Genomic DNA, 22013 nt, shown 5'->3' on the forward strand with positions numbered 1-22013 from the left:
TTCCCGCCGGCCGCGGCGTACGACGGCTTCGAGCAGGTCGAGAACGGGGTCGGGTCGGTGCGCTGGCTGGAGAGCCTGATCGCAGCCGAGGCCCACGGCCTGCCGGACATGACCGACCGGCGGGTGCTGGTGCTGACCGGCACGGCGATGGGCCCCCTGATGCCGACCGTGCTCGAGGCGCTCGCGCGCGCGACCGGCGGCCGGTTCGAGTGCGTCGCGGTGGAGAACACGTACTTCGGCCCCAGCGTGACCACCGCGGGCCTCCTGGCCGGGGCGGACCTGGGCGGGGCGCTGGCGTCCCGGCCGGGCTACGACCTGGCCCTGCTGCCGGCCGAGGCGGTGAACGAGGACGGGGTGTTCGTGGACGATCTGTCCCTGGCCTCGCTGGCGGCTGCCGCGCCGGTGCCGGTCCAGCTGTCGTATCACTTCACCGACGCACTGGGCGTCGAGGCGGCGGCGTGAGCGCGCGGGACGCGCACCGACCCGCAGCGGAGGCGTCCGTCGCGCCGCCCGCTGGATCTGGCCTCACCCCGAGGGCCACCGCGCCCACGGTGGCCCTGATCGGCCGGCCGAACGTGGGCAAGTCCACGCTCTTCAACCGGATCGTCGGCGGCCGCGCGGCCATCGTGGACGAGCGCCCCGGCTCCACCCGCGACCGCCACTTCGCCAAGGCCGAGTGGAACGGTCGCACGTTCTGGCTGGTGGACACGGGCGGCTTCCTCCCGTTGTCCGACGAGCCGATGGACGCGGCGATCCGGCGCCAGGTCGAGATGGCGGTGGCGGCCGCCGACGTGGTGCTGCTGCTGGTGGACGTGGACGTCGGGCCCGCGCCCGCGGACCAGGAGATCGCGGAGTACCTGCGGGGCCGTGGCAAGCCCGTGGTCCTGGTGGCGAACAAGGCCGATGCGCTGGCCCGCGAGACGCGCCACCTCGTCTTCTACGAGCTGGGGCTCGGCGACCCGGTCGCCGTCTCGGCGGCCACCGGCAAGGGCGTGGGCGACCTGCTTGACGTCGTCGCGGCGGCGCTGCCGACCGGGTCCGCCCAGGAGGCGGAGGACGCGATCGCCGTCGCCGTGGTGGGCCGGCCCAACGTCGGAAAGTCGAGCCTGGTGAACCGGCTCCTGGGCGAGGAGCGGCACATCGTGGCGGCCGAGCCCGGCACGACGCGCGACGCCATCGACAGCACGCTCGTCCATGGCGGCCGCTCGCTCACGCTGGTGGACACCGCCGGCCTCAGGCGTCGGGGCAAGATCGACGAGGCCGTGGAGTTCTACGCGCTGCTGCGGACCCAGCGCGCGATCGAGCGGGCGGACGTGTGCGTGATCGTGGTGGACGCGGCCGACGGGCTGCACACCCAGGACCTCAAGGTGGCGGCGCAGGCGTGGGAGGCGGGCACCGGCCTGGTGGTCGCCGTCAACAAGTGGGATTTGGTCGAGAAGGACACCAAGACCGCGGAGGCGGGCCGCAAGCGCGCGGTGGAGCGCGCGCCGTTCCTCGCCGACGTGCCGTTCGTGTACCTGTCGGCGCTCACGGGCCAGCGGGTGCAGAAGGTGCTGGCGACCGTGGTCGAGGTGGCGGACGCCCGCAAGGGACGGGTGCAGACCGCGGAGGTGAACCGCGCGATCAAGGAGATGATCGCGGAACGGCAGCCGCCGCAGGTGGGCGGCTCGGAAGTGAAGCTGCTCTACGGCTCGCAGATCGGGGAGGAGCCGCCGACGTTCGCGATCGTCACCTCGAACCCGGACGGCATCCCCGAGTCGTACCGGCGGTTCGTCATCAACGGCCTGAGGGCCCGGTTCGGGTTCGATGGCACGCCCATCCGGCTGCGCTTCACGCGCCGCCGCCGGGCCTCGGCGGCCTGATGGGGCTCACCTGGATCCACCTCGGCTGGCTGGTGCCGGCCTACCTGCTCGGGGCGGTGCCGAGCTCGTATCTCGTGGCGCGCTGGATGGCCGGCGTGGACCTGCGGCAGCACGGCAGCAAGAACCTCGGCGCGACCAACCTGTACCGGCTGCTGGGCTGGAAGGCGGCGGTGCCGGCGGGGGCGTTCGACGTGGCGAAGGGCGCGGTGCCGGTGCTGGTCTACCACGCCCTCACGCACGAGCCGTCGTGGTGGGCGCTGGTGGTGGGCGCGGCCGCGGTGCTGGGCCACGTGTTCTCGCCGTTCGTGAGCTTCCGGGGAGGGAAGGGCGTCGCCACCGCGGCCGGCGTGTTCCTCGCGTATCTGCCGGGGGCGATCGGGGCCGCCGCGGTCGTGTGGATCGGCCTGGTGGCGGCGACGGGGTACGTGTCGCTCGGCTCGATCGCCGCGGCGATGGCGTTCCCGTTCCTGGTGCGGCTGCTCTACCCGAGCCGCGCCACGGCGTTCTGGGTCGCCGGCTGCGTGGCGCTGTTCGTGATCTTCAACCACCGGAGCAACATCCGCCGGCTGCTCGCGGGCACCGAGGCGCGCTTCCGGCGGCGAGGGCCGGCGGCGCCGTGACGCGGGTGGCGGTGCTCGGCGCCGGAAGCTGGGGCACGACCCTGGCCGACCTGCTGTGCGCGAAGGGCGACGAGGTCGTCCTGTGGGCGCACGAGCCCGAGGTGGCCGACGAGGTCAACCGGCGCCACCGGAACGATCTGTTCCTGCCGGACGCGCCGCTGGCGCCCTCGCTGACCGCGACCACCGATGCGCTCGCCGCCGTTCGCGGCGCGGCGCTCGTCCTCTCGGTCGCGCCGTCGCACGCGGTGCGGCAGGTGGTCGGCACGGCGGCGCCGGGGATCGCGCCGGGCGCGCTGGTGATCGGGGCGTCGAAGGGACTCGAGCCCGGCACGCACCGGCGGATGTCCGAGGTGCTGGGCGAGGTGCTCCCGCCGGGCACCGCGGTCGCGGCGCTCTCGGGCCCGACGTTCGCGCGGGAGGTGTACGAGCGCCAGCCCACGGCCGCCGTGGTGGCCGCCGCGGACGACGCCACGGCGCGCCGCGCGCAGGCCGCCCTCGGCGTGCCGCACTTCCGGCTGTACACCAACGCCGACGTGACCGGGGTGGAGCTGGCCGGCGCGCTCAAGAACGTGGTCGCCATCGCGGCCGGCATCCTGGACGGGCTGGGCCTGGGGCACAACAGCCGGGCCGCGCTGATCACGCGGGGCCTGGCCGAGATCACCCGGCTCGGCGTCGCCCTGGGCGCGCGGCCGGCCACCTTCGCCGGCCTGGCCGGGATGGGCGACCTGCTGCTCACCTCCACCGGGCCGCTGTCGCGCAACCGGAGCCTCGGGGTCGAGGTGGGGAAGGGGCGATCGCTGGAGGAGGTGCGGACGCGGCGCCTGTCGGTGGCGGAAGGCGTCGAGACCGCGCGCGCGGCGGTGGAGCTGGCCGCCCAGGCCGGCGTGGAGCTGCCCATCGCGCGCGAGGTGGTGTGCGTCCTGTTCGAGGGCAAGCCGCTCCGTCAGGCGATCGGACAGCTCATGGAGCGTTCGCTGAAGAGCGAGACGTGGGGTTGACCGTGGCGGATCCGGTACAGGAGTTCTTCTCGATCGGCGAAGTCTGCAGCCTCACGGGCCTCAAGCCGCACGTCCTCCGGTACTGGGAGAGCCAGTTCCGGTTCCTCAATCCCGCCAAGAACCGCTCCGGCAACCGCGTCTACCAGCGCCGCGAGATCGAGCTGATCATGCTGGTCAAGCACCTGCTCTACACCGAGAAGTACACCATCGAGGGCGCGCGCCAGCGCATCGAGCAGTACCGCCGCACGGGAGAGCTGAAGCCGGAGGCGCGCCAGGCGCTCGCCTTCGAGACGGTGCGGGACCTGAGGGCCGAGCTGGAGCGGATCCTCAAGATCCTCGACGGCGACCGGGCGCAGGCTCGTGAGTGACGGGCGAGGGGCCGCCGCGCCTCCCCCTTCGCTCGCCGTGGTGATCCCCGCCTTCCGCGCGGCCGGCACGCTCCCGGGCGTGGTGGAGCGGGTGCGGCGCCGCGACCCGGACGCCCTGGTCCTGGTCGTGGACGACGGGTCCGGCGACGGCACCGCGGAGGCGGCCGAAGCGTCGGGGGCCGTGGTGCTGCGGCACGACGCCAACCTCGGCAAGGGCCGCGCCCTCGCCACCGGCCTGGCGGCGGCGGTGGGGTCCGGCGCGGCCGCCGTGGTCACCCTCGATGCGGACGGGCAGCACCCGCCCGAGGCGATCGGGGCCCTGCTGGCGCCCATCGCGGCCGGCGCCGCGGACCTCGTCGTGGGCGCCCGCGCCCGGGAGGGCGCGATGCCCCTGGGCCGCCGGGTGACCAACTGGCTCTCCAGCACGCTGCTCTCGCGCGCCGTCGGCTTCGCCGTCCCCGACTCGCAGTCGGGCTTCCGGGCGATGCGGCGCGAGGTCGCCGACGTGGTGCGGCCGGCCGGCGGCCGCTACGAGTACGAGACCGAGTTCCTGTTCCTCGCGGCGCGGCGCGGCTTCCGGATCGCCGCCGTCCAGGTGCCCACGGTGTACGGGGGCGCCGCGAGCCACTTCCGCTACGGCGCCGACACCCTGGCGCTCGCGGCGGTGTTCCTGCGTCACTGGCGGCCCGTCCTCCTGGGCCACGAGTCCGGCTACCGATGAAGATCCTCTGCACCAACGACGACGGCCTGCACTCGCTGGGGCTCGACGTCCTGATCGACGTCTGCACGGCCATCGCTCCGGTGTGCTGCGTCGCGCCGGACCGCGAGCAGAGCGCCACCAGCCATTCGCTCACGCTGCACCGGCCGCTGCGGCCCATCGCGCGCGGCCCGGACCGCTGGCAGGTGGACGGCACGCCCACCGACTGCGTGGTGCTCGCCCTCGGCGCGCTGCTGGCCCCGGCGCCCGACTTCGTGGTCGCCGGCATCAACCACGGCCCCAACATGGGCGAGGACGTCCTCTACTCGGGCACGGTGGCCGCGGCGATGGAGGGCCTGATCCTCGGCGTCCCCGGCGTCGCGGTCTCGTTCGCCGGCCACGACTACCAGCTCATCCCGACCTACCGCGACCTCCTGCAGCGGCTGCTGCGCCGCATCGTCGAGGCCAAGCCGTTCCCGCCGGACATGCTGCTCAACGTCAACCTGCCGCCGGTGCCGGCCGGCGAGGTCCGCGGGGTGCGAGTCACGACGCTCGGCAAGCGCATCTACGCCGAGTCGCTGTCGAGGATGAAGGACCCGTGGGGGCGGGAGATCTTCTGGATCGGCGGTGGCCGGCTGGACTGGACCGGCGGCGACGACGTGGACTTCAAGGCCGTGGAAGACCGCTACGTGTCGGTGACCCCGCTGCACGTGGACCTCACCAACTACCGCCTGCTCGAGGTGGTGCGCTCGTGGCGGCTGGGCGAGTGAGCGCCGCCGGCCGCGACGCTCCCGCGGCCCTCCGGGAGCGGCTGGTGGAGACGGTGCGCGGCCGGGGCGTCACCGATCCGGCCGTGCTCGCCGCCGTCCTCGAGGTCCCGCGGCACCTGTTCGTGCCGCCCGCGCTCCGCGCCCGCGCGTACGACGATGCGGCGCTCCCCATCGGCCACGGCCAGAACATCAGCCAGCCCTCGACCCAGGCGCGCTGCCTGCAGGCGCTGCGGCTGGCGCCGGCGGACCGCGTGCTGGAGATCGGCACCGGCTCCGGCTACCAGACCGCGCTGCTGGGGCGCCTCGTGGCGCAGGTCTTCTCGGTCGAGCGCGTGCCGCTGCTGGCCGAGCAGGCACGCGCCGCCCTGCAGGCGGCCGGCGTGACGAACGTCTCGCAGCTGCTGGGCGACGGCACGCTCGGCTGGCGCGACTACGCGCCGTACGACGCCATCGTCGTCGCGGCGGCCTCGCCCGACGTGCCCGCACCGCTCCTGGAGCAGCTCGCGCCCGGCGGCCGGATGCTGCTGCCCCTGGGCGAGCGGGCCGACCAGGCCCTGACGCTGGTGCGCCAGGTGAACGGCCGCGCGACGCGGACCCGGCTCGCGGGCGCGCGCTTCGTCCCGCTCCTGGGAACGTTCGGCTTCGATGGTTGAGCGCTTCCTGCTGTGGCTGGTGGGCACCATCCTCCAGCTCGGCTATCCGGGCATCGTGGTGCTGATGGCCATCGAGTCCTCGATCATCCCCGTGCCGTCCGAGCTGGTGATGGCGCCGGCCGGTTACCTCGCCGCCACCGGCCAGATGAGCTTCACGCTCGCACTCGCCAGCGGGATCCTGGGCAGCCTGATCGGGTCCTACGCGAACTACTGGGTGGCGGCCCGGCTCGGCCGGTGGGTCTTCGTGCGGTACGGGCGGTGGGTGCTGGTCAGCGAGCACTCGCTCGAGCGCACCGAGCGCTTCTTCGAGCGGCACGGGCCCATCGCGGTCTTCGTGGCGAGACTGTTCCCGGTCGCGCGACACCTCATCTCGATCCCGGCCGGCATCGCCCGCATGCCGCTCGGCCGGTTCTTCGCGTACACGGGGACCGGCGCCGGAATCTGGTGGGCGGTCCTGATGGTCATCGGATGGGTGATCGGAAAGGAGCGCCACGCGTTCAACCGGGAGCTGGTGTACGCGTACTCGAACCGCGCCGTCGTCATCCTGATCCCGGTCGTGGCCGTGCTGGTGGCAGGCTACGTGATCTGGCACCGGCGCCGGCAGCGCCAGCTCGCCGGGCCGGTGGGGAAGGGCGCCGGGGCATGACCGGCGGGGAGACGGGCGACCTCGTTGGGCGCCGATGGGTCATCGTCGGCCGCGTGCAGGGGGTCGGCTTCCGCTGGTTCGTGCTCAACGTCGCGCAGTCGCTGGGCGTGCGCGGCTGGGTGCGGAACCTGGACGACGGCTCGGTCGAGGTGGTCGGCCTGGCGCGGGCCGCAACGATCGATGCGCTGGATGCCAGGCTGTCCGCCGGACCCCCGGGTGCGCGGATTGTCCGCCTCGACCGCTCCGATGTTCCACATGAGCTTGTGGATGGTAAGTCGTTCACAATCAGTCACTAACGTGCAAAGGCGAACAGGACTCATCGCCTGCCGTGTTCATTCCTGGTTGTCCGGTCGGGCTTGAGAACGGGTTCGCGGCTGACGAAGCTTAACGGGCTTGGCCCCTGTAGCTCAGCATGGATAGAGCAGCGGTTTCCTAAACCGTTGGTCGGGTGTTCGAGTCACCCCAGGGGCACTGGAGCAGGAGGCCGAGGCGCCAGCCATTCGAGGTCTCGGGGGCTCCTCGCGACCGGTCGAAGGGACTAGAATTAGAGGCTGCCGGCCGGGCCTGCCGAACTCGTCTCGGCCGTGCCATCAGTGTCAACGGCGACGGCCCGCGAGGGCCGACCATCGTGGGGAATGGGGAAGGGATGACCGCTTCGTCAGGTACGCCGCTCCCGTCCGGTTCGACTTCTTCCGCGGGGCGCGATTGGGGCCAGTGGATCAAGGATCACCAGCGCGACGTGGCGCTCGCGCTCGGCGCGGTGGTGATCGTGGCCGCTGCCGCCTGGCTGTACGTGATCTCGCAGAGCCGGAAGGAGCTGTTCGCCGCGCAGGCCCTCACCAAGGCGCGGGGCGACGCCGAGGCCGGCGACCTCCCGCTCGCGGCGTACGACCTCAGCCAGCTGATCGACCGCTACGGCGGCACGAAGTCGGCCGACGAGGGGATCGTGATGCTCGGCCAGGTGCGGCTGGTGGAGGGCGGTGCCCAGGTCGAACAGGCGGTGACGTCGCTCCGGGCGTTCGTCCGGGGCAGCCACCCGCCGTACATCCTGGCCTCGGCCTGGTCGCTGCTCGGCGCCGGGCTCGAGCAGCAGCGGAAGTACCACGACGCCGCCGAGGCCTACCAGAAGGCCTCCGAGACCACGCCCTACGACTTCCTCAAGGCGCAGAACCTGCTCGACGCCGGACGGACGCTCGCCACCGCCGGCGACTCGGCCGGCGCCCGGAAGGTGTACGGCGAGGTGATCGCGAAGTTCGGCACCCTCAACCAGGCCGCGGAAGCGCGCGTCCGGCTCGGCGAGCTGGGCGGAACCGGGCCGGCCGCGAAGGATCAGCCGCCGGGCGACCAGAGAGCGGGCTGAGCCGGGCCGCTGCAGCCGCGGCGGCGCCGGCCTGGACCCTGGCCGCGCCCGCGGGCGGCCGCCCTAGTCGCCGGCGGCCGGCAACGCGCCCGTGGCGGTGTCGGGCGGCTTCACCCTCGTCCCCATGAGCGTAGGCGGGTCCCAGACCTCGGGCTGAGGCCGGGCGCCCTGCACGGCCTGCTGCTGGGGCTGGAACCAGTTCGGCCAGCTGCGGCGGGGCCGCGGCTTGACCGGGGTGCCGTTGAGCAGCAAGGTCCGCGCAACCTCGGGCCCGGATTTCAGCACCCGCTGGTTGTCCGGATCGCGCATCCAGCCGTTGACGCGCACCAGGAGCTTGCCGGCCCAGCTCTGCTTCTTCAGCGAGGGCAGGGTCTCCTTCAGCGTGCGGATGTCCTGGCGAATCCCGATGGTCTTGAACTTGAGCAGGCCGAGGTCCTCGATCTGGTCGCGGAGGCCTTCCTCCATGCGCGCCTCGAGCTGCTCGAGCCGCGCCTCCATGTCCGCCGTCTCGGTCTTGGAGAAGTACTCGTCGGGCAGGTCGGTGAACTTCCGCAGCAGGTCCTCGAGCTCCTGGGCCTGCATGGCCAGGTCGCGAGCCACCGGCACCGCCTGCAGCTCCTCGTGGATCCGGGCCAGCCAGTTCTGCGTCGCCTGGACCACCTGGTCCCAGGCGCCCACGGTCAGCACCTCGGTGTCGGCGATCGAGCCCGGCTTCACGGTCATGCTGATCTCGAACCACGGCCCGTTGCTGGCGGACAGGGGAACGACCGCGACGAGGTAATACGATTCGTTGAAGCGGTACCTGACGATGAGGTTGCTGGACTGGTCCTTGGTGTTCTCCGTGTCGATGTGGAAGTCATCGGCCACGAAGTAATTGCTCTTGTCGATCGCTGCCCGAAGATCCTGTATGAGCCGTGGGCGGATCATGCGGCCTCCACATGCGAGCGCGACCCGAGCGTGCCCAGCTCGTAGCGTGTACCGCCGACGCCGCTCGAGTGGAGCACTGTGACCGTATTGACCGTAACTCAAGTGACCTTCCGCACGTCTCGTGCGCCGGCCGGAGAAGTTCCTAAGTTGTTGTTCGCCAGCGGCTTGCGGCCATGGGCGGATTCGAAACCTGGTGCGCAGGGACCACAGATCGGCTGGTTTTGACGCGACGGCGCAACGCGGGCCGGATCGTGTGGATAAGCGCCGCGATGGCGCGACAATCTCTAAGAATCTTGACTTTAGAGAACTCAACGGGCAAATTCGCCCTCATGCGGCCAGGCAAGAAGATCGTGGCGTGCCCCCAGTGCTCGCGCCGGATGACGCTTCAAGGGCTCAACGGCCACCTCCGGTTCGTTCACGGCGTGGGGGCCGACCGCGTGGCCGCCACCATGCTCGTCGGCACCGTCGAGGACCGGGCGGCGCGGGTCCTCGAGCTGCTGAGGCGCTTCAAGGAAATCCGGCAGCAGCGCGATGACCTCGCGAAGGCGAGGAAGCGGCCCGAGGCGGCGAGGGAGGGCCCCGCGCTCCGGAAGCAGGACGCGGTCCACGAGGCGTTCGGCCGGGCGTTCGATAACCTGGAGGCTGAGATCCTCCAACAGCTTCGGAGTCTTGAGGTTCTGGACACTGTCGAGAAATGACTTGAACCCCCACCTGGCTCTCGCTGGGCCGGGTACCAGATTTCCCTTGCCGCATCTGGTCTTTCGGGGGAGCCCCGGGACAGCCTGAGACCCGTGCCGGCTGGCACGGGTTGGAAGCCCGTCGGCTTCGGCGAGGCTGGGGTCTGCTTCACGCCGGCACCCCGACCGGGCCAATGGAGGCTAGCCGAGGGCCCGGCCCACCGGACTCGTGGCCGTCGGGCGCTCGGCCGGCCACCCACACCGGACCGGTCCGAGGCGTCCCGGCGCGACTGCTGGGGCGGTGTCCGCGCCTCGGGCCGCAGGATCGCGGGCTTGCGGCGTACGATCCACGGCTCAGCCGAGCTGGCCAGACGGCATCGCTCCGGCGACGCCAGCCGGAGCCGGGCGCGGCGTTCCGTGCGGCGCCTGGCGGCCTGTAGCGGGGACGTCGAAACGCTCTGAGTCGGCGTCGAGTGGGTTCGGAAAAGCGCCGCATCTACACGGCACTGTCACGCCACGCTGACTTCGTATAAGATATGTTATGTTAAGTTGATTTGTTTGTAACTGTGGAAATTCGGGCGCCCTTTGCTAACCGTCGGTGGGACAGTCGGTTGGCAGCGAGCCGGAGAGGCCGCGAAAGACCAGTCTCCCCTCGCCGGTGAGGCGGATCGACGAGGCTGTTGAAGGTCCCGCGTCGAAGGCGACGTCGAGCGGGAGGCCGGATCTGGTCCACAGGCGGGCGGGAGAGCTGGCGAGGCCCTGGCTGGCCAGCGTCAGGGCGCAGGCGACCGCCCCGGTCCCGCACGCCAGGGTTTCGCCTTCGACGCCTCGCTCGAAGGTGCGCATCTTCCAGGAGCCGTCCCCTCGGGGGGACATCCAGTTGACGTTGGCCCCGCCGTCCCCTGTGGCCGGGTCGGACCGAAGCGCCGGGCCCCGATCGGCCACGGCCACCGTCTCCACGTCGTCCACGGTCAGGACGAGGTGCGGGACCGAGGGCCGGACCAGGGTCGGGCAGCCTTCGCCCGGAAGGGTCCGGACCTCGGGGGCCGCCGTGGGTGCCGGGCAGTCCGGGAGGGCGATCTCGGAGCGGGTGCCCACCACCCTGCCCCGATGGAGGCCGGCCGGCGTCGAGAAGCGTATCTCGGCGTCCGGGCTGGCGAACTCGAGGATGACGGCGAGCCGCGTGGCGCACAGGGCGCCGTTCCCGCACATCGGGCCGACCGAGCCGTCGCGGTTCCAGAACCGGAAGCGGAAGTCGACCCCGTCGCCCTCGGGGGGCGGGGGCTCAAGGAGGCCGACGCCGTCCGCCCCGACGCCCAGCCGACGGTCGCACAAGGCCACGATCGCCTCGCGGGTCAGCTCCTCCGCCGTGGTGTGGCGGCCGTCGAACATGACGAAGTCGTTGCCGGAGCCGGACATCTTGTAGAAGACGGTGCCGGGCTTCATACCTTCCCCACCAGCGCCCACCACCTGAGCCGCCAGACCATCCATACCGCCTCGCGCACGATCCTGCCGGACATCTTGCTGCGGCCTTCACTGCGGTCGCTGAACGTGATGGTGATCTCCCGGATGCGGAAGCCCTTCCGCCAGGCGCGGAACGACATCTCGATCTGGAACGAGTAGCCGTTCGAGCGCACCTGGTCGAGGTCGATCTCGGCCAGCACCGCCTTCCGGTAGCACTTGTACCCGCCGGTCGAGTCCCACAGCCTGAGCCCGGTGACCCGGCGGGCGTACACGTTCGCGAAGTACGACAGCATAAGCCGGCTCATCGGCCAGTTGACGACCGTCACGCGGCGGTTGAGGTAGCGGGAGCCGATGACGAGGTCGGCGTCGGCGATCTCCGCCAGGAACGTGGGGAGGTGGCGCGGGTCGTGCGAGAAGTCGGCGTCCATCTCGAACACGTAGTCGTAGCCGGCCTCGAGGGCCCACCGGAAGCCGGCCACGTACGCGGTGCCCAGCCCGAGCTTGCCCGCCCGGTGCAGCACGTGGATCCGCGGGTCCTCGGCGGCCAGCGCCGCGGCCAGCTTCCCGGTGCCGTCCGGCGAGTTGTCGTCCACGACCAGCACTTCGAGCCGCGGATCCTGCTGCAAGATCTGCGGGACGATCTTGGGAAGGTTCTCCCGCTCGTCGTAGGTCGGGATGATGACCAGCGCGCGCTCAGCCACCGCGCCTCTTGAGGACGAGCGGGAGGCCGAGCAACACGACGACCGCCACCAGCGAGGCGAGGCTGACGACCTTCCCCACCTGGTAGCTCCGGCTGGCGAACCGGAGCTGCACGACGCGGGCGCCGCGCGGGACGGGCACGGTGAGCAGGGTACCCTGCCCGCGCTCGACCGGCGCGTCCCGCCCGTCAACGGTGGCGTGCCAGTCCGGGTACCAGTTCTCGCTGATCACCACGAACGCGTCGTGCTCGGGCACGGGATCCAGATTGATGGTCATCAGCCCCGGCGCCCAGGCCGTGAAGGTGGCCCGGCTGGCCATGGCCGGCGGCATCGAGTCCAGATTCGGCGTCGCCACCGGGGCGTCGGGCGGCACGAGCACCAGGCGATCGATGTCGAACCGCGGGTTCATCAGCGCCGGCACGATCTGCGCGTCCTGCGCCTTGACGGCCGCCGGCACGACCCGGGCGTACCGCACGGAGTCCGTGCGCTCGTACAGGTCCGCGGTGACGCCGCCCGACGTGACCACGGCGCTCAGCACCTTGTGGTAGCGCCGCGCGAACGGGGCGTTCTCCCCGAGCTGCTGGTCCTCCGCCGGCCAGACGACGTACCGCACCGCCAGCAGGTCCCACAGCGCCAGGCTGCGCTGCAGGTTCCGCCACTCGTTCTGGCCACCCAGCAGCTGGTCGTAGGCGTTCAGCTCGAAGCCGTGGTGGCCGAGCACCTCCGGAATGTCGAACGCCATTAACGCGACGCCCTGCGCCCCGTAGATGCCGTAGAAGTCCAGCGTGCGGAACGGCAGTGGCGCCTGCTTGATGCGTTGGGTCACGGGGTCCGGCCGGAACAGGGCCGGCGGCGCGGCGGTGTACTGCCAGTACAAGCGGGCGTTGAGCCACAGGTCCGTGCCGATGACGCAAACCAGCAGCGCGCCGAACGCCAGGCTGGAGAGGCGTCCCCGGAGCCACGCGAGCGCCACCGCCGCGGCGAGGGCGAGGGCCACGGCGCTGCTGGCCGCCCCCCACCGGATGGCCGACTGCCCCGCCTCGGCCGCCTGCACCATCGGCAGGCCCGTGGCCGGCTCGTGCGCGCGAGCGTACGACAAGGCCATCTCGCCGAAGGCGCCGGCCAGGGCCAGCAGCAGCGCGACCCCGGCGGCGATGAGCCAGATCCGGACGTGCTTCGCGCCCTCCTTCTGCTCCAGCCGCGCGGCGCCCAGGCCCGCCAGCAGGGCCACCACCAGCGCGACCACGTAGAACGCCATGCCGGGGGCGCGGGTCGCCTTCACGTACGGCATGACCGCCCACCACACGCTGTAGAACGGCGTCCCCGCGCCGAGGCTGATCAGCAGGAACAGCAGGCCGATGCCGCCGAGCCACAGGACGAGGCGGCGCCGCGCCGACGCCGCCCCGAGGACCGCGAGCGCGACGACCGGCAGGCCCAGGTACTCCGAGTGCAGCTTGAGGCCGTTGGGGCCCCAGTACGTGGACTGGAGTCCGGTGAAGAGCTTGAGGAAGAACTCCGGGACGTGGACCCACGGCACGGCGTAGCTCGTCGCGCCCTCGAAGCCGTGGAAGCCCTGCGCGCGCGGCGAGAACGGCAGGTACCGGACGAACGGCAGCACCTGGATGGCCGAGAGCGCGAAGCCGAGCCCGACCGCGGCCAGCGCCAGCCCGAGGTCCCGCAGCCGGGCCGACCGGCTCCGCTCACCCGGCTCGCCGAAGGTGAGGTACAGCGCGAACAGGCCCGCCGCGATCAGCAGGTAGTACGTCATCTGGAAGTGCGGGCTCAGCAGGGCGAGGCCCACCGATACCGCCAGCAGCGCGTAGCCGCTCCACCGCCGCTCCCTGAGGGCCAGCACCAGCGCCAGCAAGGCCAGCGGGAGCAGCGCGGAGACGAACAGCTTGCCGTCGTGTCCGGGCAGCGGGTACGACGCGATCAGGCCGGAGAGCTGGTAGCCGATGCCGCCCACCACCGCTCCGATCCACGGCACGGACAGCCGCCGGAGCAGCAGGTAGGTGAACAGGCCCGCGGCCACGTAGTGGATCACGAAGCCCAGGTCCATCACCGTGGGCATCGAGAAGAGCAGGCGCAGCCAGGAGGTGGGATAGAAGATGTCGCCGTGCAGGGCGCCCACGAACGGCAGTCCGCCGAACAGCTCCGGGTTCCACAGCGGCACGTGCCCGGTGCGGCGCAGCTGCTCCGCACCCCAGGTGCGGAAGGCGTAGCCGGCCGCGTACTGGTCGCTCCAGCGGGCCACGGCGAGCCAGCCGCCCGCGAGCATCGGGAGCGAGAGGATCGCGACCCACAGGACGAAGAAGCCCGTGGCCACGAGCGTGGGCCGCGACGGCGCGTAGCCTGCCGCGGACGTTTCAGGGTCGGCGTTCAAGCGACTCCCTTCCCTTGCGGCCGCCGAGCGCGAGCGCTCCGAGGCCGGCCGCTGCCTCGGTCAACGTGAGCTCCAGGCGCGAGGCGAGGCTGAGGGCCAGCGCCCCTCCGCCACCCAGGTACGGGGTCAGCAGCGCCAGAAACGTCGCCTCCCTGAAGCCGATGCCGCCGGGCGCAAACAGCGCCAGGAGGCCAACAATGTAGCCTAGGGCGAACACGCCCGCAGCGTCGGCCAGCGGCAGCACGGGCGGCAGCCCGATGCCGCGGCCGAGGGCCCAGAAGGCGAAGCCGTACACGCCCCAGCTGAGCAGGGTGAGCGCCGCGCCGGCGAATACGGCGCCCGCCGGGAGCGCGCGCCACTCGCCGGCGGCCCCGACCAGGCGCCCGACCCTGGGGAGCGCACCCTTCCACGCCAGCAGCGCCACCGTGCCGAGCCCCAGGAGCGCCGCCGCGGCCACCCGCACCGGCGAGTACGCGTGGGGCGTCGCCGCCGCGACCAGAGCCGCCGCGGTCCCGATGCCGACCGCCTGCACCGCGACCGCCGAGGCCGCCGAGGCCCAGCGCTGCACCCCTTCCCGCTCGGCGAGCACGACCATGCCGGCCACGCTCCACACCTTGCCCGGGACGTAGCGGCCGAGGTTGGCGAGGAACCAGATCCGCGCCCCGGCGGCGAACCGTAGCCGTTGTCCCCAGCCCGCCAGCAGGCGCCGCCACGATTCGATCTGCAGGGCCGAGACCAGCGCGAGGCTCACGACCGACAGCGCCAGCCAGGCCGGGCGCAGCACGAGCGTGAAATGCAGCGCGCGGAAGCTGTCCCAGTTGGCGGCGATGGTCCGGGCGACCAGGGCGACGACGACCACCGCCACGACCAGTTCCAGCGCCAGGCGCCAGCGTCTAGGCACGCCGGCCTCCCCGCGCGAGGCGCCCGAACAGCTCCTCGAAGCGCGCCGCGACGGCATCCGGCGCCAGCTGGCGCTTCAGCCGGGCGCCCAGCTCGGCGGCGAGCGGCCGCGCCGCGGGGTCGCACGCCAGCTCGTCGATCGCGCCGGCGAGCGCCTCGGCGTCGCCCGCGGGCACGACGCGGCCCGGCCCGTTGCGCGGCACGATCTCGGTCACGCCGCCCCCGTCCTCCGTGGCCACCACGGGGATGCCGAGCGCGAAGGCCTCGGCCGCGGCGAGGCCGAAGCCCTCCCCGACGCCGGTGAAGACGAACACGTCCGCGTCGCCGATCGCCTCTGGCACGCGCGACGGCTCCAGCCGGCCCGCGAAGCGCACCCGGTCCGCGATGCCGAGCGCGCCCGCCCGCGCCTCGAGCGGCCCGCGCTCCGGGCCGTCGCCGACGATCAGGAGGGAAGCCGGGCGGCCCCGGCGCCCGAACGCGGCGACGGCGTCGAGCAGCAGGTCGAGGCGCTTCTGCGTGGTCAGGCGGCCCACGGTCACGACGCCCCCGCCCCCGCGGCTGGCGCGCGAGAACCGGTCCACGTCCAGCGGCATGGGCTGCACCAGCACCACGTCGGGCGCCAGACCCGCGACCTCCGCCGCCCGCCGCGCCACGTAGGACGAGACCGCGGTCACCGCGGCGGCACCGCGCAGCACGCGCCGCGCCGCGACCCGGGCCGCCGCCGACCGGCGCAGGATCTCGGCGTCCGTGCCGTGCAGCGTCACCACGTACGGCGCGCCGCCGGCACGGGCCAGCCACGCGCTGACGCCGCCGGGGACCCACCAGTGCGCGTGCACGGCGTCCACCGGCGGCCCGGCGCGGGCGGCGGCGCGGAGGGCGCGCGCCTGGGCGGCGACCAGCGAGGCCAGCGCCGCGACGCCGGCCGGCGACCGCAGCGCGGACGCCATCGTCCCGCGGTGCGCCAGAATCTCCCGGCCGGCGGGCGCGTAGCGGACCCGCGTCACCCGGACCCCTTGCCGCTCGCCGCGCCCGCCCGCGCCCTGGTCGGCGGGCGTCACCACCTCGACCGCGTGGCCGCGGTGGACGAGCGCCACGGCGAGCCGCTCGAGGAACGCACCGGCGAGGTCGCCGTCGAACCGCGGATAGTTGTGGGTGACGCTGAGGATTCTCACGGGGGACCGGCGGCGGCGCTGGCGGTGGCGCCCGGCGGGATCACGCCTTGACGAACCGGTACACGATCGAGCGCGCGAGCAGCGCGAACATCGGGATCGGCGGGTGGAGGTACGTGCCGCCGAACCCGTCGAGGCGGAACCCGTTCATCTCGCCGAGCCGGGTCATGGTCTGGCGCGTCCACCCGTAGATGTGGCCCTGCCGGTCCGGGATGCGCAGCAGGTTCCAGACCAGCTCCTTCACGTGGTACGGGTTCGGGACCGACAGCACCAGCACGCCGCCCGGGCGCAGCACCCGGTGCATCTCCCGCAGGGCGCCGTACGGGTTGGGCACGTGCTCCAGCACCTCGATGCAGAACACGTGGTCGAACGAGGCGTCGGGGAACGGGATGCCGTCGGAGACGTCGCGGACGACGATGTCGGGGCCGGCGAACTCGGGGGTGATGTCCATCCCCTGGTAGCGGACGCCCGGCGGCAGGAAGCGCCTGAGCCCGCCGTCGCGGCAGCCGATGTCGAGCACCGCCGCGTCCGGCGCCACGCGCGCGAGCCGCGCGGCCTTGCGGAAGCGCATCCGCTCCTCGCCGGTCTTGCGCCACGCGACGCGCTGGCGGTAGAAGCCTTGCAGCTCCTCCGAGCCGGGGGCGATCCGGGTCACGGCCGCGTGCCGGCGCCGTCCGCCGGGCCGGTCGCGGACCGCTCGTCCCGGAGCCGCGCCAGCTCCCGCCTCAGCTCGCGGGTCTCCTCGCGCTGGCCCGCCATCATCTCGCCGATGAAGCCGAAGCCGAACAGGGCGATCCCCGAGATGACCAGGATCTCGATCAGGTTGAGGAGCGGCCGGAACCCGACGCCGAAGCCGAACCGGATGACGAGCGCCACGACGCCGGCCAGGAAGCCGAGCAGGAACAGCAGCGTGCCGGTGACGCCGAAGAACAGCATCGGCTTGCGGCCGTACTTGAGCTGGAACCACACCGAGACGAGGTCCATCACGCCGACCGGGATGCGGCCGATGCCGAACTTGCTGGTGCCGGCGCGGCGGGGGTGCAGCGTCACGGGGCGCTCGGCCAGCCGGAAGCCCTCGGCGCTCGCCACCACCGCGAAGAACCGGTGCCAGTCGGCGCGCGGGGGCACCGCGTCCATGATCTCCCGGCGGTACGCCTTGACGGAATTGAGGTCGGTGACGCGCACGCCGAACAGCCAGCGGCACAGCCGGTTGTAGACGCCGGAGACGAACGCCTTCTCGTAGCGCCCCTGCTTGGTGCCGGTCACCAGGTCGGCCTCGCCGGCGAGGATCGGCGCCACCAGCGAGGGGATCTCCGCCGGGAGGTACTGCAGGTCGGCGGGATAGAAGACCAGCACCTGGCCGCGCGCGGCCTGCCCCGCCGTCCGGAGCGCGTCCGCGATGCCCTGCCGGGTGCGGTGCCGCACCGAGCGGAGGAAGGCGTGCCGCGCCCCGAGCTCGGCCAGCACCCGGGGCGTGGCGTCCGCGCTGCCGTCGTCCACCACCACGACCTCGGCCGAGAACGGCGCCGCCGCCAGCGCGGCGGCCGCCTGGGCGACGAACTCCGGGAGGTTCTCCGCCTCGTCCTTGGCCGGTACCAGGACGCTCACCTGCACCGGGCCGCGGCCGTCGGCGAGGCTCATACGCGCTTGCGCATCCGGGCCGACAGGATGCCGAGCTGGTCGCGGTACTTGGCCACGGTGCGGCGCGCGATGCGCACGCCCCGCTCCCGCAGCTTCTGGACGATCTGCTGGTCGGTCAGCGGGTCGTGGGGCGTCTCGTCGCCCACCAGCTTCTGGATCTGCGCCTTGATCGCCCGCGCGCTGGCGTCCTCGCCGCTGGTGGTCGAGAGCGCGCTGGAGAAGAAGAACTTGAGTGGCAGCACGCCGCGCGGGGTCTGCACGTACTTCTCGTTGGTCACCCGGCTCACGGTGCTCTCGTGCATGTTGATCACCTCGGCCACCTCGCGGAGCGTCAGCGGCTTGAGGTGCTCGATCCCCTTCTCGAAGAAGTCGTGCTGCCGGTCCACGATGAAGTTCATCACCTTGAGCATGGTCTGCCGACGCTGCTCGATGGCCTGGATCATCCACTGCGCGCTGTTGAGGCGCTGGGTGATGAACTCGCGGTTCTCGCCGACGAACTTCTTCTTGTCCCGCGCCACCTCCTGGTAGGCGCGCGACAGGCGCAGCCGCGGGAGGTTGGTGTCGTTGAGGAACACCCGGTACTTGCCGTCGATCTTCTCGACGATCAGGTCGGGGATGATGTAGTCGCCCTCGGAGGAGCTGAACCGCAGGCCGGGCTTGGGATCGAGCTTGGCGATCTCGTCGGCGGCCGCCTGGACCTCGGCCGTGTCGAGGCCGAGGCGCTTGGCCAGGTCGCTCCAGCGGTGCGCGATCAGGTCGTCGAACGCCTCGTCGAGCAGCCGGTACGCCAGCGAGCCCGTCTCGCCCTTGTCCTTCAGCTGGAGCAACAGGCACTCGCGCAGGTCGCGCGCGCCGACCCCGGGCGGGTCGAGCGTCTGCACGACGGCGAGCACCGCCTGCGCCTCCTCCAGGGTGTACGGGGCCTGGGCGGGCGCCGCCTCGCGCTCGGCCGCGAACTCCTCCTGGAGGCCGTTGGTGGCTGCGACGATCTCCTCCAGCGTCGCGGAGAGGTACCCGTCGCCGCCGATGTTGCCGAGGAACTCCTCCACCAGCAGGCGCTGCCGGTCGGTGAGGTCCAGCAGCTGCAGCTGCTCGCGCAGGTAGCTGGTGAGGTCGCGCGTCTGCACCGACACGGGCTCGGAGAACTCGCGTTCCTCGGTGGGCGCGCGCCAGTCGCCCTGGTCGAACCCGTCGAGGAGGATGTCCTCCCAGTTGATCTCTTCCCGGTCCGCGGGCTCCGACGCCTCCTTCTTCTCGGCCAGCGTGGCGGGCGTCTCCTCCTCCTCCTCGGGCTCGAGCAGCTCGAGGAACGGATTGGCGGTCAGCTCCTGCTTGAGGTGCTGCTGCAGGTCCAGCAGCGGCATGTACAGCAGGTCCATCGCCTGGTAGAGGCGCGGATTGATGCGCAGGTCCTGCCGAAGGACCGTGTGCTGGCCGAGCGTCGTCTTCACGCGGCCGGCGACAGGCGCGCCCGCAGGCGCGCGGTGAGGGTGGGCCCGAGGTACAGCTCCGCCACCCGGTCGTCGTACACCAGGGCGCGGACGGTGCCGGAGACCTGGACCTTGCCCTCGAACATGATGTAGGCGCGGTCCACGATGTCGAGCGTCTGCTCCACGTTGTGGTCGGTGATGAGCACCCCGATGCCCTTGCGCCGCAGGCCGGCCACGATGGTCTGGATGTCGTGCACGGCGATGGGGTCCACGCCCGAGAACGGCTCGTCCAGCAGCATGAACTTGGGCCGCGTCACCAGCGCGCGGGTGATCTCCAGCCGGCGCCGCTCGCCGCCCGAGAGCGAGTAGGCCTTGCTGCGCCGCAGGTGCCGGATCGACAGCTCGTCGAGCAGGGTCTCCAGCCGGTGCATCCGCTCCTCGTGGCCGATGGGCAGCGTCTCGAGGATGGCGAGGAGGTTCTCCTCCACCGTGAGCTTGCGGAACACCGAGGGCTCCTGCGCCAGGTAGCCGATGCCCTGCCGCGCCCGCAGGTACATCGGCAGGCTGCTGATGTCCTGGCCGTCCAGCTGGATGCGGCCGGCCTCCGGCGTGATCAGGCCCACCATCATGTAGAAGGTCGTGGTCTTGCCGGCCCCGTTCGGCCCCAGCAGGCCCACGATCTCCCCCTGCCCGAGCCGGATGTCGACGTCGTCCACCACCGTGCGCCGGCTGTAGGTCTTGCGCAGGCCGAAGGCCTCGAGCAGGCTGCCCGCCGGCTCGCCCTCGACGGCCGCGGGCTGGTCGCCGGTGTCGTGCGTGACCATGCCCTGCCACGCCGTCTCGAGCAGCATCGTCCGCGCGCCCTCGCGGTCGGCGGCCAGCGTGGCCCAGGTCTCCGGATGGAACTGCACCACGGCGCTCTCGTCCCAGCCGCGGCCCGCGTCGAGGATCACCGCCTCGGTGGCGAGCCGCGGCAGCACGGACGCCGCGAGGTGGCGACGCACGTCGTCCACCGACAGCGTGCCGGGGTCGGTGAGGCCGGCGTCGCCGGCGGCGCGGCGGAGCGCGGCGAGGTAGTCCTCGCGGTAGGCGACGGCCGCGGCGCCGAACGGCGTGGTGCCGCCCTCGTCGGCGCTCCGCAGCAGCGCGGCGAGCGCCAGGCAGATCGAGGGGTCGCGGCCCCGCAGCTGGGTGAGCAGGGCTTCGCTCACGGTCGTCCCCGTCCGGGCGGTCGCGCCGGGCCCGCGGGCGGCGGCGGCGCCGGCGTCGCGGGTGCGCCCGTGTCCGGGGCGGCGCCGGGCGCGCCGGCCCGCGCACGCGTGGTGTCGGCCGCCGGGCTGCGGGTGCTGTCGGCGCGCGCCCGGGTCGTGTCGCGGGGCGGCGGCAGCGGCTCCAGGTACACGCCGTCCGCCGTCCCGACGATGTCCACGGTCTGGACCTTCGAGTGCGCGGCCGTGGCGATGTCGATGCGGCGTCCCCGCGAGTAGTTCACGCCCTTCCGGCCCCGCGCCGCCGAGGTGTCGGCGGCCTCCACGTGGTACAGCGCCCGGGCGGACCCGAACGCGGTCATGTGCTGCAGCTCGGAGGTGGGCCGGGTGGCGGCGCTGTCGCGGACGACGGCGAAGTCCGCCCGCAGCGTGTCCCCGGTGATCCAGTCCTCGTCGGCCCGCACCAGCGCCGCGCCGCGCCGCGCCGTGGTATCGCGCGCCGTGGTGTCGCGGGCGGTGGTGTCGCGGGCCGTGGTGTCCTCCCGCACCGTCGTGTCGCGGGTCGTGGTCCGCGCGTGGCCGTAGGCCCACACCAGCCGCAGCAGCTGGGCGGGCATGTGGATGTCCAGGGAGTCGGCGACGATGGTGTGGAGGCCGGACACCGCATCGGGCCGCTGCCGCCGCCCCCACGCCTCGACCAGCTGGACCTTGCCGCTATCGAGGGTCATGTCGATGGTGTCGGCCTTGAGGCGCCAGTCGGTGCCCCGGGCATTCGCCTGGCCCGCGGAGATCACGCGCCGGATCTCGTGCGAGGGCGTGAGCCGGAACGTGATCCGGTTGCCGTCGAGGTGGTAGGCGTCGTTGCCGGTCCCGTTCACCTGCGGCTGGCCCAGCAGCGCGCCGACGGCGTGCCCGAGGTCGAGCTCGGCCGAGTCGCCCCGGGCCGCCAGGTCGGACCGGTCGATGGTCACGTTGCCGCCGCCCCACATCTGGTCGTTGCCGCGCATCCGCGAGCGGTCGGCCACGACCACGAACGGCTCGGCACTGTCCGGCCGCGTGCCGCTGGGCGCGGAGTAGAAGTGCATCGTGGGCCGCCCGCGGGCGTAGGTCTCGACCGTGTCGCGGAGCGGCGGCGCGGCCCGGTAGTAGTCCAGGTTCGGGCCGCGCAGGTCCGAGCCCGTGTGCAGGTTCTTGGTGTAGACGTTGCCCTCCGCGTACAGCCGTTCCTGCCTCAGGTAGTACGTCACCTTGTCCGCGTTCAGGATCGAGGTGCTGTCCTCGAACCGGACGTGGCGCATCAGGTACAGGAGGTCGTTCCCGGGATACCACGCCACGGAGTCGGCGTACATCCGGGTCGGCTGCTCGCGGCAGTGGGCCCACACGCCCCCGCCGGCGAAGGTGTCGTAGGCGCCGTTGTCGAGGTGGAACTGGCTGTGCCGGCTCGAGTCGATCTGGACGTTGCAGGTCGAGCCGGCCGGACCCTGCTGCGCCCGCGCCGGCGCGGCCACGAGGGCCAGGGCGATCACCAGGCAGGGCCGCATG

23 protein-coding genes and 1 tRNA gene are annotated in these 22013 nt (G+C 72.6%); 13 read left to right on the plus strand and 11 right to left on the minus strand.

Annotation, left to right across the window (positions count from 1 at the left end; all coding sequences use genetic code 11):
- From VMF70_03245 to VMF70_03300, 12 genes are all read left to right on the plus strand, one after another.
- On the plus strand, positions 1-462 hold a 462-nt coding region (locus VMF70_03245; GenBank protein HTT67023.1), incomplete at its 5' end, for a DUF512 domain-containing protein.
- Between the two features lie 89 nt (positions 463-551).
- Positions 552-1862 (plus strand): ribosome biogenesis GTPase Der, encoded by a 1311-nt coding sequence (gene der, locus VMF70_03250; GenBank protein ID HTT67024.1) that lies wholly within the window; start codon positions 552-554, stop codon positions 1860-1862.
- On the plus strand, positions 1862-2482 hold the full coding sequence (gene plsY / locus VMF70_03255) for a glycerol-3-phosphate 1-O-acyltransferase PlsY (GenBank protein HTT67025.1): 621 nt from the start codon (positions 1862-1864) through the stop codon (positions 2480-2482). The genes der and plsY overlap by 1 nt, the downstream gene beginning before the upstream one ends.
- A complete protein-coding gene (locus tag VMF70_03260) occupies positions 2479-3480 on the plus strand; it encodes an NAD(P)H-dependent glycerol-3-phosphate dehydrogenase (protein HTT67026.1) in 1002 nt (333 codons plus the stop codon). Before plsY ends, VMF70_03260 begins: the two co-directional genes overlap by 4 nt.
- 2 nt (positions 3481-3482) lie before the next feature.
- Positions 3483-3848 carry a MerR family transcriptional regulator gene (locus VMF70_03265; protein ID HTT67027.1) on the plus strand — a complete coding sequence of 122 codons (366 nt, stop codon included), beginning with the start codon at positions 3483-3485 and terminating at the stop codon, positions 3846-3848.
- A complete protein-coding gene (locus tag VMF70_03270) occupies positions 3841-4569 on the plus strand; it encodes a glycosyltransferase family 2 protein (GenBank protein ID HTT67028.1) in 729 nt (242 codons plus the stop codon). Before VMF70_03265 ends, VMF70_03270 begins: the two co-directional genes overlap by 8 nt.
- Positions 4566-5315 (plus strand): 5'/3'-nucleotidase SurE, encoded by a 750-nt coding sequence (gene surE / locus VMF70_03275; protein HTT67029.1) that lies wholly within the window; start codon positions 4566-4568, stop codon positions 5313-5315. The genes VMF70_03270 and surE overlap by 4 nt, the downstream gene beginning before the upstream one ends.
- Positions 5312-5968: a protein-L-isoaspartate(D-aspartate) O-methyltransferase gene (locus VMF70_03280; protein HTT67030.1), complete on the plus strand. Its 657-nt coding sequence runs from the start codon at positions 5312-5314 to the stop codon at positions 5966-5968. Before surE ends, VMF70_03280 begins: the two co-directional genes overlap by 4 nt.
- Complete coding sequence (locus tag VMF70_03285; protein ID HTT67031.1) at positions 5961-6614, plus strand: DedA family protein; 654 nt, start codon at positions 5961-5963, stop codon at positions 6612-6614. The genes VMF70_03280 and VMF70_03285 overlap by 8 nt, the downstream gene beginning before the upstream one ends.
- Complete coding sequence (locus tag VMF70_03290; GenBank protein ID HTT67032.1) at positions 6611-6910, plus strand: acylphosphatase; 300 nt, start codon at positions 6611-6613, stop codon at positions 6908-6910. Before VMF70_03285 ends, VMF70_03290 begins: the two co-directional genes overlap by 4 nt.
- Before the next feature lie 100 nt (positions 6911-7010).
- A tRNA-Arg gene (locus VMF70_03295) sits at positions 7011-7085 on the plus strand.
- 175 nt (positions 7086-7260) lie between these two features.
- Positions 7261-7974: a hypothetical protein gene (locus VMF70_03300; GenBank protein ID HTT67033.1), complete on the plus strand. Its 714-nt coding sequence runs from the start codon at positions 7261-7263 to the stop codon at positions 7972-7974.
- A 63-nt stretch (positions 7975-8037) separates the two neighbouring features.
- On the opposite strand, the gene VMF70_03305 is transcribed toward VMF70_03300, so the two are convergent.
- Positions 8038-8901 (minus strand): hypothetical protein, encoded by an 864-nt coding sequence (locus VMF70_03305; GenBank protein ID HTT67034.1) that lies wholly within the window; start codon positions 8899-8901, stop codon positions 8038-8040.
- Positions 8902-9230: 329 nt separating this feature from the next.
- On the opposite strand from VMF70_03305, the gene VMF70_03310 reads away from it, so the two are divergent.
- Entirely contained in the window at positions 9231-9599 is a 369-nt protein-coding gene (locus VMF70_03310) for a hypothetical protein (protein HTT67035.1), read from the plus strand.
- A gap of 567 nt (positions 9600-10166) precedes the next feature.
- Here VMF70_03310 and dapF read toward each other — a convergent pair.
- The 10 genes from dapF to VMF70_03360 are packed head-to-tail and all read right to left on the minus strand — an operon-like array spanning position 10167 to position 22012.
- On the minus strand, positions 10167-11024 hold the full coding sequence (gene dapF, locus VMF70_03315; GenBank protein HTT67036.1) for a diaminopimelate epimerase: 858 nt from the start codon (positions 11022-11024) through the stop codon (positions 10167-10169).
- Positions 11021-11743, minus strand: coding sequence for a polyprenol monophosphomannose synthase (locus VMF70_03320; protein HTT67037.1), 723 nt, complete (start codon positions 11741-11743; stop codon positions 11021-11023). Before VMF70_03320 ends, dapF begins: the two co-directional genes overlap by 4 nt.
- On the minus strand, positions 11736-14123 hold the full coding sequence (locus VMF70_03325; GenBank protein HTT67038.1) for a YfhO family protein: 2388 nt from the start codon (positions 14121-14123) through the stop codon (positions 11736-11738). Before VMF70_03325 ends, VMF70_03320 begins: the two co-directional genes overlap by 8 nt.
- Positions 14107-15024 carry a lysylphosphatidylglycerol synthase domain-containing protein gene (locus tag VMF70_03330; protein ID HTT67039.1) on the minus strand — a complete coding sequence of 306 codons (918 nt, stop codon included), beginning with the start codon at positions 15022-15024 and terminating at the stop codon, positions 14107-14109. The genes VMF70_03325 and VMF70_03330 overlap by 17 nt, the downstream gene beginning before the upstream one ends.
- On the minus strand, positions 15017-16195 hold the full coding sequence (locus VMF70_03335) for a glycosyltransferase family 4 protein (GenBank protein HTT67040.1): 1179 nt from the start codon (positions 16193-16195) through the stop codon (positions 15017-15019). The genes VMF70_03330 and VMF70_03335 overlap by 8 nt, the downstream gene beginning before the upstream one ends.
- A 40-nt stretch (positions 16196-16235) precedes the next feature.
- On the minus strand, positions 16236-16847 hold the full coding sequence (locus VMF70_03340) for a class I SAM-dependent methyltransferase (GenBank protein ID HTT67041.1): 612 nt from the start codon (positions 16845-16847) through the stop codon (positions 16236-16238).
- Complete coding sequence (locus VMF70_03345) at positions 16844-17833, minus strand: glycosyltransferase family 2 protein (GenBank protein ID HTT67042.1); 990 nt, start codon at positions 17831-17833, stop codon at positions 16844-16846. The genes VMF70_03340 and VMF70_03345 overlap by 4 nt, the downstream gene beginning before the upstream one ends.
- Entirely contained in the window at positions 17830-19284 is a 1455-nt protein-coding gene (gene rpoN, locus VMF70_03350) for an RNA polymerase factor sigma-54 (GenBank protein HTT67043.1), read from the minus strand. Before rpoN ends, VMF70_03345 begins: the two co-directional genes overlap by 4 nt.
- Positions 19281-20474, minus strand: coding sequence for an LPS export ABC transporter ATP-binding protein (gene lptB / locus VMF70_03355; GenBank protein ID HTT67044.1), 1194 nt, complete (start codon positions 20472-20474; stop codon positions 19281-19283). Before lptB ends, rpoN begins: the two co-directional genes overlap by 4 nt.
- Complete coding sequence (locus tag VMF70_03360) at positions 20471-22012, minus strand: hypothetical protein (GenBank protein HTT67045.1); 1542 nt, start codon at positions 22010-22012, stop codon at positions 20471-20473. The genes lptB and VMF70_03360 overlap by 4 nt, the downstream gene beginning before the upstream one ends.
- Position 22013: the final 1 nt, after the last annotated feature.

The sequence above is a fragment of the Gemmatimonadales bacterium genome (genome assembly GCA_035502185.1).
GTDB lineage: Bacteria > Gemmatimonadota > Gemmatimonadetes > Gemmatimonadales > JACORV01 > Fen-1245.